Source organism: Lysinibacillus sp. ACHW1.5 (genome assembly GCF_022014815.1).
In the GTDB taxonomy this organism is placed as follows: domain Bacteria; phylum Bacillota; class Bacilli; order Bacillales_A; family Planococcaceae; genus Lysinibacillus; species Lysinibacillus capsici.
The window spans coordinates 554,047-566,001 of the sequence record NZ_CP091777.1 but is presented as its reverse complement, the minus strand read 5'-3'; the positions used below and the strand labels follow the sequence as shown (position 1 = coordinate 566,001).

The following is an 11,955-nucleotide window of genomic DNA, read 5'->3' as shown; positions in this document are numbered from 1 at the left end:
GAACGTCAGCTACATATGTACACGTTGCATACTTTTGAAGTATAGCATAGATATTTTATCATTTTCAAGTAAAAAATATTAAAAGTAAACCATCCCTAATACCTAACCGCGAACTTCACGATAATCATTGTCTACTAACCCAATTTTCTCATTTCGCTCTTTAAAGCGAATATTATGTGAAGATACATAGGCTACTTTCGGTGCATCTGGCTCCAAGTATAGTTTTGCACTATTTAATGCTAGTATTCCATCGGTAAATGCACCAGCTATTAATCTAACTTTACTAGGATGATCAATAAAATCACCAGCTCCATAGATACCTGCTACGTTCGTTTCCCGATTCTCATTAACAATCGCTACGCCATTCTGAATGTTTAATCCCCATTCTTCAAGCGCACCGTAATCACATTTTAAACCATGATTTACAATGACAGCATCTACCTTCACTCGTTCCATTTCATCGGTATCTTTATTGACAATAGATACATATTGAATTAAATCTCCGTCCCCATGCAATTGAACGACTTCATAGGGTGTTTTTACATGAACTGAGGATTCTTTCATACGTAAGACATTTTTTTCATGTCCACCAAAATCATCTCGACGATGAACAATCGTGACACTTGCGGCAATTGCCTCTAGCTCGTTTGCCCAATCAACCGCAGAATTACCACCACCTGAAATCAACACATGCTTGTCTCGGAAGATTTCTAATTCCTGAACTGTATAATGTAAATTCGTTACTTCGTAGCGATCCGCTCCTTCAATTTCAAGCTTTTGCATAGAAAGGACGCCATAGCCTACTGCTAAAATAACCGTTTTGGAATAATGTTTTTCTCCTGTAGAGGATGTTAAAATAAATGTTCCATCCTGTTGCTTATCTAATTTTTCCACTTTTTGATTTAAGACAATCGTTGGATCAAAGGTTTCAGCTTGCTCCACAAGTTGTTTAATAAGCTGACCACCTAAAATAGGTGTTACTCCACCTACATCCCATATCATTTTTTCAGGATATATTAGCATACGACCACCTAGCTGTGAGCTATACTCGATAATTTTCGTTTTTAAATCTCGCATTCCACTATAAAAGGCAGTATAAAGCCCTGCTGGACCACCACCAACAATTGTTACATCATATAGTTCCTCTGACATTTCCTCTTCTCCATCCCCTTCTAATCTATTCAAACGTAAATTGTTTGACAAGAATTAATCTAATAACCGTCTATTCTTTCCTCTCATGGCAATACTATTCACACACAAAGGAAAAAGTGCCATTTACTCTTTTAATCGTGCTAGTAAATACAAGAAATAAGGTGCTCCTAAAACTGCTACCACAATCCCTGCTGGAATTTCTGAAGGTTCTAAAATGGAACGACCGATTGTATCAGCCATTAACACTAAAAAACCTCCTAATAATGCTGCGGTTGGCAATAAAAACTGGTGTTTAGCCCCAACAAGCTGTCGAGCTAAGTGTGGCGCAACAAGGCCAACGAAACCAATTCCACCACTTACTGAAACACTAGCTCCAGCCAATCCAACAGCAGCAGCCAACAACCAGCGTCGCTCTTTTTCTATCGAGGCACCTAGTCCTACTGCTGTTAATTCACCTAAATTCAATATGTTTAATACACGTGATTTTGAATAGACGAATGGCAATAAGATAACTAACCATGGTAATAACGACAGAACAAATCTCCAATTTGAGCCCCAAATGCTACCTGCTAGCCATGTTGCTACAAATTGATAATTCTCTGGCGATAGACGTAGTGTTAGCACAATCATAGCCGAGCTAATCCCTGCTGCCACAGCTACCCCAGTTAAGATTAAACGCATTGGTGTAATCCCCTCATGGCGTCGATAAGAAAGTGAATAAATCAGTACAGCTGTCAAACCTGCTCCTACAAAAGCCAGTATAGGCAGTAAATAAACAGGTGCTGCTTTCGTAGTTGGAAAAAATGACACATAGAGCATAACCGCTAGTCCTGCTCCCGCATTAATCCCTAAGATTCCTGGGTCTGCTAAGGCATTTTTAGAAATGCCCTGTAAAATAGCGCCTGATATAGCTAACCCCATACCTACTAATACAGCAATCACAATTCTTGGAAGTCTGAATTCATATAAGATAAGCTGCTGTTGTGCATCACCTTGACCAAAAAGAGTCCGAAGAACCTCCATTGGTGTCAGTTTAATGACACCTGTATTCATACTTATGACAAAGGTAATAACGATTAACACAATGAGCGTAGCAAGAATGGAAAAATGTTTCCTTTTCGCCTTTAGCTGACTTGGTGTTAAATAGCTGTTACTCATAGTTCTTTCCCTCCTTTTCGCGCTAAATAAAGGAAGAATGGTACTCCAATAAAGGCTATGAGCGCACCAATGGGTGTTTCATAAGGTGGATTAATAACACGTGCTACTAAATCAGCTAACACAACAAGCAATGCTCCATATACCAAGGAACAAGCGATGATCCAGCGATAATCATGACCAACTATGTATCTGGTTAAATGAGGGATAATTAACCCTACAAAACCAACCGCACCGACAACAGAAACTGCTGCACCCGCTAGAACTAAAACAATGATCATTCCCCATACTTTTACCACAGCAGTACGTTGCCCTAGCCCAACTGCAATTTCTTCACCTAAGCTTAGTACGGTGATGGAACGCGATAGGATAAGAGCTCCTATCATCGCAACAAGTATCCATGGAGATAAGATTTGTAGATGGCTCCATTTTGTGCCTGAAACCCCTCCCGCATACCAAAATGCGAGGTCTTGTCCGATCCGAAAATAAAGAGCAATTCCTTCTCCGAGCGCCCCAAGTAACGCACTAACAGCAGCTCCTGCTAAAACTAGTCGCATAGGTGTTAAGCCACCTTTAGAAAGCGAGCCAATACCATAAACGATGGCCACACCAAGCCCTGCACCTACAAAGGACCATAAAATTAAATACATATAAGGCAACCCAGGGAAAAAGGCAAAACATACGGCTAACATAAAGGCAGCTCCTGAGTTCAAGCCTAATAACCCTGAGTCTGCTAAAGGGTTACGCGTCATCCCCTGCATAATCGCACCCGCTACCGCAAAGCTTGCACCGACTAATGCTGCTCCAAGTACCCGTGGTAAGCGAATATCATGGATAATTTGATGTGTTGTTAATTCTGGTGAAAAATGGGTAACCGCTGTCCAAACAGTACCCAATGAAATATCTGCTGCACCAAAAGAAATTGATAAGCCAATGGCAACTATTAATCCAATTACTCCTACGATTAAAGCCACTACTCCACGGATCGGATGAGATCGCTTCTGTAGCTCTTCTAAATCGTGGAGCTCTCCTACTCCTGTCGACGTAGTCATTTTATTTCCTCCTCATAACTTCCAACTAGCTTTTATTTTTTCATATCGTACAACTGATAAGATAGGCAGATTGGATTTTCACTATAGGGACATACAGCCATTTCTGCATCGATATTAAATACCCTTTGTAAATTTTCTTTTGTCATCACTTCTTTTGGACTGCCATTCACCATTAAATTGCCGTCTCTCATGGCCATCATAAAATGAGAGAAGCGTGATGCATGATTTAAATCATGTAATACCATGATAATTGTTCGTCCTTCTTCCTTATTTAGCTTTTGTAGCAACAATAAAATATCGAGCTGATGTGCTAAATCTAAATAAGTTGTTGGTTCATCCAGTACTAAAATATCCGTGCCTTGCGCCAATGCCATGGCAATCCATACTCTCTGACGCTGCCCACCTGATAATGCTTCGATTGGTCGATCACTAAATTCTCTTAGCCCCGTAACATCAATAGCCCAATGGATATATTCATAGTCTTCCTTTTGCAATGAACCAAACCCTACTTGATGAGGAAAACGACCATAGGATACCAGTTCAAAAACCGTTAATCCTCCTGGTGCTGTTGCTGTTTGAGGTAAAATAGCCATTCTTTTGGCCACTTCTTTTGTTTTTAATTGATGTATAGCTTTGCCATCTAAATAGACAGCTCCATTTTGTGTGCGTAATACACGTGCTACAGCCTTTAATAAAGTAGACTTGCCACAACCATTTGGACCGATAATCGTGGAGATCTCCCCTTTTGGAATCTCCACACTTAAATCATTGACGATGAGCGCTGAAGAATAACCAATCGCAACATGATCTATTTCAAGTACTGACATCTTTAACTTCCTTTCACTTTTGAGAATGCTATTACTTTTAAATTTGTAAACCAAATTGGGCTGTATACAAGCCATAGTAAGCATTTTGGCGTTCCATTAATTGCTCATGTGTGCCTTCTTCAATAATGCCCTTTTTCGATACCACAACAATTCTGTCTGCATCCTTAATCGTTGCTAAACGGTGGGCAATTACTAATGTAGTACGACCGATAGAAAGCTCGTTTAAGGCTTGCTGGATAGCTTGTTCTGTTTCTGTATCCAATGCAGATGTTGCTTCATCTAGTATTAAGATTTTTGGATTTTTCAAGAAAATACGTGCAATTGATAATCTTTGTTTTTGTCCACCTGATAATTTGACACCACGTTCACCAATGCGTGTATCCATGCCCTCTGGTAAAGCATTGATTACATCCGTCAGTTGTGCTCGTTGTGCGGCATACCAAATATCTTCTTCACTGGCATTTAAATCACCATAGGCTATGTTTTCACGAATGGTACCATCGAATAAAAAGACATCTTGCTGGACAATCCCAATATGTGAACGTAAAGATTGCAGTTTAAAATCTCGTATATCAACACCATCAATCTTAATGGAACCCTCATTTACCTCATAAAAACGGGGCAATAGGCTACAGATCGTAGATTTCCCTGCACCAGAAGGTCCTACTAAGGCAACCGTTTCACCAGGACGTACCTTTAAATTAATTTGGTGTAAGGCACGATTATTGGCAGCGTAGCCAAACGATACATTAGAAAAAGTAATTTCACCATCAATTTCATCGATTGTTTTCGCTTCTGGACGGTCCGCAATTTCGGGCTCTGTTTCGAGGAATTCGATATAGCGTCTAAAACCTGCCATGCCCTTTGGATAGCTTTCTATAAACATATTGATTTTGTTAATTGGACCTAAGAGAATACCTGAAAGTAAAATAAATGCGATAAAATCGCCATTTGTTAAATGCCCATTTAATACAAAATAAGCCCCAACAAATAAAGTAAAGAGTGATAATACCTTCGTGAGTATGCCTGAAATAGCTTCATTCCAAGCCATTACTTTATAGGAAAACAGCTTTGTCATACGGAATCTTTCATTATTTACTTTAAAGCGTTTAATCTCATGATCTTCATTTGTAAAAGCTTGTACAACACGAATACCACTTACATTGTTTTCAACACGTGCATTGAAATCTGCAATATCTCCAAACATTTGACGGAATGCCTTGGACATTAATTTCCCGAAAATAATAGTTAAGAATAAGATAATCGGTACAAGCAAGAAAATAAGAATCGTAAAGGTTGGATCAATATAGTACATGACACCAAATGTTCCAATAATCGTCATCGCTGCAATAAAGATATCCTCTGGACCATGGTGAGCAAGTTCACCAATATCCATCAAATCATTTGTTAAACGAGAAACAAGATGCCCTGTTTTGTTGTTATCAAAATATCTAAAGGATAGCTTTTGTACATGGCTGAAGGATTCTTTTCTCATATCCGTCTCAATATTAATGCCCAGCATATGTCCCCAATACGAAACAATAAAATGAAGAATGGAGTTAAAAATATATAATCCAAACAGCAATAAACTCGCCATAATAATCCACTTCAATTCCCCATCTGGCAGAATATCATCAATTACTTTATTTAAAACAATCGGAAACGCAAGCTCTATTAGTGCCACTAATATGGCACAGCTAAAATCTAAAATAAATAAGCCTTTATAGGGCTTATAATATGAAAAAAATCGCCGTAATAACATGGTGTAGCCTCCTATCGTGAACTCGTTTTACGTATCTATAAATGAGCTATCTACAATAGCTCTCCTGTTATCTCAGTTATTGTTGATGAGCCTTTGTAAATTCAACTATTTTGTCAGCTAGTTCTTCAGCTTGGTGTAAGCCAGAGAGCGGATCAGAAGCAAAATAATATTCAGATGGAAGCACTAATACTTGATTACTTTTAACGACATCTAAGTTTGTCCATGTTGCTGGCAACTGGCCATCTTTGTTAAAGAAATTAATCATGAAGTTATAGTCACCTACATAGTTACCTACTACCTCATAGGAAATCTCATAGCGTCCATTACTTGCTTCCTTTGTATCAAAAATCTCCTGCACCTTTTCTTGAGGTTTCATGCCCAAAATTTGATAGAGCGCTCTACCGCCCGATACACTTGATTGCCCTACAATCGTTGCATTTTTTTCAAACATTTCATAAATAGTAAATGTGGCTCCCTCTGGAATCACATCCATGATTTTTTCTTTAGCTTTTGCGATCCGATCTTCAAATTCTTTTGTAAAGGCCTTAGCCTCTTCTTGTCTTCCTAAGTAATTCCCCATTGCCTTAATCTCCTCAATCGCTGATTGATGTGCATCTTCAGCGAAGACAATTGTCGGGGCAATTTTTTCATATTTCGCTACATCCTCAATATTCCAAGTAATAATCAAGTCTGGCTTTAACTCTAAAACTTTTTCTAATGACACCTTACCATCTGTACCAATATTCGTAATTTCACCATCCTTATAGTGTTGCTTTAAGAAAGCAGCATAATCAAGGTTAGCCGTTACGCCTCCAACTGGTACAACATCTAACGCTAAAATTTGCCCCAGATACCAATCAGTTACGACTCTCTCTGCCTGCATTGGAATTTCTACTTCGCGTCCACTATCATCTGTTACGGTTCTAGTCTCTGCCTTCTCGGGCGAAGTTGGTTCATCAACCTTAGATTGGCTTGTCTCTTCATTACACGCTGCCAGTAAAACGAACAGGCTTAATAAAAAAGGTAGCTTTATATGGTGAATCCTCTTCTTCATCATGATTTCATTTTCTCCATTCTCAAATCGTTTTGCTTGCGCGAGCTGATTATTATTGTATTGAAAATGATTCTCATTTGTAATGGCAATTTCGGACATATTAGATGCATATTTCAGCCTAAAGCTACTTGGAGCCAGTTTTGTTGCTTTTTTAAAAGCACGACTAAAATAATATTCATCTTCAAATCCAAGAGATATGGCAATTTCTTTTATGCCATATTGATTGGTTAATAAATACTGCTTAGCCTGCTCTATTCTCAATTGTTGTAAATATATTTGTGGACCTATTTCATAGCGAGCTTTAAAGATGCGTAATAAATGTCGTGTACTAATCTGAAGCATATCTGCTAATGTCTGGATAGATAATGGTTGATGAATGTGTTGCTTTATAAATAATCGTGCGGCTTCTGCCTTATCCATTTCATGTGGTTTCCCTTGTCCTTCTGCTAATTCTCGAAAGACATGATAGATAAGCTCATAGAAGGATGCCCTTACAGATAAATGCTCTTGTATAGAGCCAGATTGCCATTTGCCAAACATATCTTGAAGGATGTTATGAATGACTATCGGATTTGCGGGTACACAAGAGAAATGTGTTTGGAATGGTTGATAGTGCATGTGCAAATGCTGCATAAAGGCGTCTTTGTATATGACATCTCCCTTATAGCTAATAAGAAAATAGCTTACACTCTGCTGCGCCCTAATGTGAAGACATTGAGATTTACCTATATGAAAAATACTGAAGCGCTGCACATGATAAGATTGATCGTCAATGACAATCTGTGCACCGCCTGCTGTGACAATAAGTAACGAGCTATATGTTAAAACCTTTGACACATGAATGTCTGATTTATTTATGTAATCGATTTGCTTCAACTGGATAAATGCATTTTGCCAAAGAAGCATATAGGCATCATAATTCATCTTCGTCTCCTTCAGAATATATTTACTTACCATTATATTGATAATGATTATCAATTTCAATACACATTTATAAAATAAACATATACAAAAAAAAATCACCACTGACAATTTGTTTGTCAATGGTGATGCCATTTATAAAAGCCCCTTACCCTTTGTTGCTTTTTTCATATCTTCGTTTAGCTTTTCAAAAAATTCTTCATTTGATTTTGTTGTACGTATTTTTTTCAGGAAGCGCTCTGCAAAATCCGGTGCATCAGAAAACGTTTTACGAATTGCCCATAGCTTTTCAAGTTGTTCTGGCTCCAAAAGAAGCTCTTCTTTACGTGTACCCGAACGTCGAATGTCAAGCGCAGGGAATATACGGCGTTCTGCTAACTGACGATCAAGATGAAGCTCTAGATTCCCTGTTCCCTTAAATTCTTCATAGATAACTTCATCCATACGAGAACCTGTATCTACTAAAGCCGTCGCTAAAATTGTTAAACTACCGCCTTCTTCAATATTACGAGCCGAACCAAAGAAACGTTTCGGTCTATGGAATGCAGCAGGATCAATACCACCTGATAGTGTACGTCCACTTGGTGGAATTACTAAGTTATAAGCACGAGCTAAACGTGTAATAGAGTCCATTAAAATAATTACATCACGCTTATGTTCAACTAAACGTCGTGCGCGTTCTAATACTATTTCAGCCACTTTTACGTGGTTTTCAGGTACTTCATCAAATGTGGAGCTGACAACATCTGCATTGACAGAACGTTCAATATCTGTCACTTCCTCAGGTCGTTCATCAATCAGTAGGACAATTAACTCCGCTTGCGGATGATTGGTTGTAATAGCGTTCGCAATCTCTTTTAATAAAGACGTTTTCCCTGCCTTTGGCGGAGCTACAATTAATCCACGTTGTCCAAAGCCTACTGGTGCCACTAAATCCATTATACGTGTAGATAAATTGCGTTGTGTTGTTTCTAGTTTAATTTGTCTATTTGGATATAAAGGTGTTAGTGCTGGGAAATGAACTCGTTCTTTCGCTACTTCAGGATCTTCGCCATTGACAGCATCTACTTGTAATAGGCCATAATAGCGCTCATTTTCCTTCGGTGGACGCACCTTTCCTGACACCTTGTCCCCGTTACGCAAATCAAAGCGACGGATTTGGGATGCAGAAATATAAATATCTTCTTTACTTGGTGAGTAGTTGATTGGTCGAAGGAAGCCGAAGCCCTCTTGCGAAACAATTTCTAGTACGCCTTCCATAAAGAAATAGCCCTCTTGCTCTGAACGCGTTTTCAAAATAGCAAATATCAATTCTTTTTTCGTTAGCTTGCTATAATAAGAAATTTTATATTGGCGTGCAAGGGCGTAAAGCTCTTTTAACGTCATGTTTTCTAATTGAGCGATTGTCAATGCAGACATATGCACAACTCCAGTCTTTTTCAAAATATAATTCAATTTAAAGGGGTTATCATTGAAGTTTACGCTTGGCTCTGCTAACGCTTATATGGTTGCCTTTAATAATATCTATTGAAATACTTCCACCATATAACTAAACATTGCCTTAAAAATATGGGATGGTTATTTAAAGAAGAAGGTACCTAGCACAATAGATGTACTAGGTATATTTTAGAAGAAAATAACATTAATATCTAGGTTTTTTCTCAAGAGCGTGACGGCCTTCAACAAAGCGAACCGTACCAGATTTAGCACGCATAACTACTGAATGAGTTAAGGCATAAGCACCTTTATATTGAACACCCTTTAAAAGCTCACAATCTGTTACAGCTGTCGCTGCAAAAATAGCATCGTCACCTTTTACTAGGTCATCTAAATAAAGAACTTTTTCAACATCCACACCCATTTTTGTGCAGCGTTCTAATTGCTCTTCATCTTCTGGTACTAGTTTTGCTTGGAAGTCACCACCAAGGCATTTTAAAGCTACTGCTGCAATAACACCCTCAGGTGCACCGCCTGTTCCAAACATAATATCAATGCCTGTTTCATCAAAGGCCGTATTGATTGCTGCACCAACATCGCCATCTTGGATAAACTTAATACGTGCACCAGCCTCACGAATTTCATCAACAATCGCTTGGTGACGTGGTCGATCTAAAAGAGTAGCTACAACATCAGAAATATCTTTATTTTTAGCTTTTGCTACTTGTAATAAGTTATAAGTGACGGAAGCATTGATATCCACTTTGCCCGCCGCTTCCGGTCCTACAGCAATTTTCTCCATGTACATATCTGGTGCATTTAACAGATTCCCTTTATCTGCAATAGCAAGAACTGTCATAGCACCATTTGTACCTTTGGCTACAATATTTGTACCTTCTAAAGGATCCACTGCAATATCTACTTTAGGACCACCATTTCGTAAACCAAGTTCTTCACCAATATAAAGCATTGGTGCTTCATCCATTTCGCCTTCACCAATTACTACTGTAGCATGCATTGGAATTGTATCGAACATTTTGCGCATCGCTGTTGTTGCTGCATCATCTGCCTCAATTTTCAAACCGCGCCCCATCCATTTCCCGGATGCGATTGCTGCTGCTTCTGTTACTCGTACTACTTCCATCGATAAACTACGTTCCATTGTTGCTTTGCCTCCCGTTATCGGCACCTTTTCGTGCCAAAACATTCAAATTACCTCTATTGTAACATAATTGGTTGAAAACTTTTAGCTCTCATTATTCCTTTGTCTCAGCTACACGTGCCACAATTGTTTCACGTCGAATATCAGCGCCTAAATCACGTAATTTCTCAATAAGTGAGCTATAGCCACGTTCGATATGATAGATATCCTGAATCTCAGTTTCTCCTTCTGCTAAGAGTCCAGCTAACACTAAAGCTGCTCCAGCACGAAGATCTGTAGCTGTTACAGTTGAGCCATGTAATCTACTCGGCCCTTTAATAATTGCTGTGTTTCCTTCTACACGAGCATCTGCATTCATACGACGAAGCTCATCAATATGCTTGAAACGAGCTGTGTAAATAGTATCTGTTACTTTTGAGGAACCGAATGCTTGTGACATTAACACAGCAAGTGGTTGTTGAATATCCGTTGGGAATCCAGGGTATACCAATGTTTTGACATCCACTGCCTGTAATGTTGAGAGGTCTGTTTTTGGTACATAAATACTTTCTTCACCAATCTCAATTTTCACACCCATTTCACGAAGCTTGGCAATAACTGCTTCTAAATGCAGTGGAATAACGTTATCAATTGTTATACCATCACCGACTGCTGCAGCCATAATCAAAAATGTGGAAGCCTCAATGCGATCAGGTATAATCGTATGTTCAGTACCATGTAGCTCTTCTACTCCTTCGATACGAATAACACTTGTACCTGCACCTTTAATATTGGCACCCATATTTGTTAGAAGTGTCGCCACATCAATAATCTCAGGTTCTTTTGCAGCATTTTCAATGACAGTACGTCCCTTAGCAAGGACAGCAGCAAGCATGATATTAATAGTAGCCCCAACACTTGCCACATCTAAATAAATTTTTGCCCCAATCAACTCATCTGCACGTAAATAAATGGCTCCATGTTCATTAGTAATTTTGGCTCCTAAAGCCTCAAAGCCCTTTATATGTTGATCAATAGGTCGAGGTCCTAAAAAACAGCCTCCAGGTAAACCAATAACTGCTTTTTTGAAACGTCCAAGCATAGCACCCATTAAATAATAGGAAGCGCGTAACTTTTTAACGTTGCCGTTTGGTAAGGGCAATGCAATCATCTCTGTTGGATCGATTGTCATTTTCCCATTCTCAAATGAAACTTCCCCACCAATTTCCTCTAGTAGAGCCTTTAACGTCCAAGCATCTGAAATTTCGGGTATCCCTCCAATAGTCACTGGAGAGTTCGCCAAAATTGATGCAGGAATTAAGGCGACTGCACTATTTTTTGCACCACTAACTTTAATTGTACCTTGTAGACGATTTTCGCCAGTAATTTTATAAACATCCATTTTGCGTTCTCCCTCATGATTGGAAAGTAGTATTTTTGCAATTTGCACACTT

Annotated in this window: 9 protein-coding genes; all 9 read right to left on the bottom strand. The window is 38.8% G+C overall.

Features of this window, described 5'->3' with window-relative positions:
- Positions 1–102: 102 nt before the first annotated feature.
- On the bottom strand, positions 103–1,152 hold the full coding sequence (locus L6W14_RS02625; protein WP_131520787.1) for an NAD(P)/FAD-dependent oxidoreductase: 1,050 nt from the start codon (positions 1,150–1,152) through the stop codon (positions 103–105).
- 123 nt (positions 1,153–1,275) lie between these two features.
- Positions 1,276–2,310, bottom strand: coding sequence for a FecCD family ABC transporter permease (locus L6W14_RS02620; protein WP_009371943.1), 1,035 nt, complete (start codon positions 2,308–2,310; stop codon positions 1,276–1,278).
- Positions 2,307–3,359 (bottom strand): FecCD family ABC transporter permease, encoded by a 1,053-nt coding sequence (locus tag L6W14_RS02615; protein WP_054548709.1) that lies wholly within the window; start codon positions 3,357–3,359, stop codon positions 2,307–2,309. The genes L6W14_RS02620 and L6W14_RS02615 overlap by 4 nt, the downstream gene beginning before the upstream one ends.
- Before the next feature lie 32 nt (positions 3,360–3,391).
- Positions 3,392–4,186 carry an ABC transporter ATP-binding protein gene (locus L6W14_RS02610; RefSeq protein WP_237899250.1) on the bottom strand — a complete coding sequence of 265 codons (795 nt, stop codon included), beginning with the start codon at positions 4,184–4,186 and terminating at the stop codon, positions 3,392–3,394.
- A gap of 37 nt (positions 4,187–4,223) precedes the next feature.
- Positions 4,224–5,948, bottom strand: a complete 1,725-nt coding sequence (locus L6W14_RS02605; protein ID WP_237899249.1) for an ABC transporter ATP-binding protein — start codon at positions 5,946–5,948, stop codon at positions 4,224–4,226.
- Positions 5,949–6,024: 76 nt separating this feature from the next.
- Positions 6,025–7,926 carry an AraC family transcriptional regulator gene (locus L6W14_RS02600; protein WP_237899247.1) on the bottom strand — a complete coding sequence of 634 codons (1,902 nt, stop codon included), beginning with the start codon at positions 7,924–7,926 and terminating at the stop codon, positions 6,025–6,027.
- Positions 7,927–8,058: 132 nt separating this feature from the next.
- Positions 8,059–9,342, bottom strand: a complete 1,284-nt coding sequence (rho, locus tag L6W14_RS02595; RefSeq protein ID WP_016992739.1) for a transcription termination factor Rho — start codon at positions 9,340–9,342, stop codon at positions 8,059–8,061.
- 223 nt (positions 9,343–9,565) lie between these two features.
- Positions 9,566–10,522 (bottom strand): class II fructose-bisphosphatase, encoded by a 957-nt coding sequence (glpX, locus tag L6W14_RS02590; RefSeq protein ID WP_004269449.1) that lies wholly within the window; start codon positions 10,520–10,522, stop codon positions 9,566–9,568.
- Positions 10,523–10,616: 94 nt separating this feature from the next.
- A complete protein-coding gene (locus L6W14_RS02585; RefSeq protein WP_131520783.1) occupies positions 10,617–11,903 on the bottom strand; it encodes a UDP-N-acetylglucosamine 1-carboxyvinyltransferase in 1,287 nt (428 codons plus the stop codon).
- Between the last annotated feature and the right edge of the window lie 52 nt (positions 11,904–11,955).

Bases quoted from the DNA above. Each gene is read 5' to 3' on its own strand.
- L6W14_RS02605 (WP_237899249.1), bottom strand. From the start codon at position 5,948: ATGTTATTACGGCGATTTTTTTCATATTATAAGCCCTATAAAGGCTTA.
- L6W14_RS02615 (WP_054548709.1), bottom strand. From the start codon at position 3,359: ATGACTACGTCGACAGGAGTAGGAGAGCTCCACGATTTAGAAGAGCTA.
- L6W14_RS02585 (WP_131520783.1), bottom strand. From the start codon at position 11,903: ATGGATGTTTATAAAATTACTGGCGAAAATCGTCTACAAGGTACAATT.
- L6W14_RS02620 (WP_009371943.1), bottom strand. From the start codon at position 2,310: ATGAGTAACAGCTATTTAACACCAAGTCAGCTAAAGGCGAAAAGGAAA.
- rho (WP_016992739.1), bottom strand. From the start codon at position 9,342: ATGTCTGCATTGACAATCGCTCAATTAGAAAACATGACGTTAAAAGAG.
- L6W14_RS02600 (WP_237899247.1), bottom strand. From the start codon at position 7,926: ATGAATTATGATGCCTATATGCTTCTTTGGCAAAATGCATTTATCCAG.
- L6W14_RS02625 (WP_131520787.1), bottom strand. From the start codon at position 1,152: ATGTCAGAGGAACTATATGATGTAACAATTGTTGGTGGTGGTCCAGCA.
- glpX (WP_004269449.1), bottom strand. From the start codon at position 10,522: ATGGAACGTAGTTTATCGATGGAAGTAGTACGAGTAACAGAAGCAGCA.
- L6W14_RS02610 (WP_237899250.1), bottom strand. From the start codon at position 4,186: ATGTCAGTACTTGAAATAGATCATGTTGCGATTGGTTATTCTTCAGCG.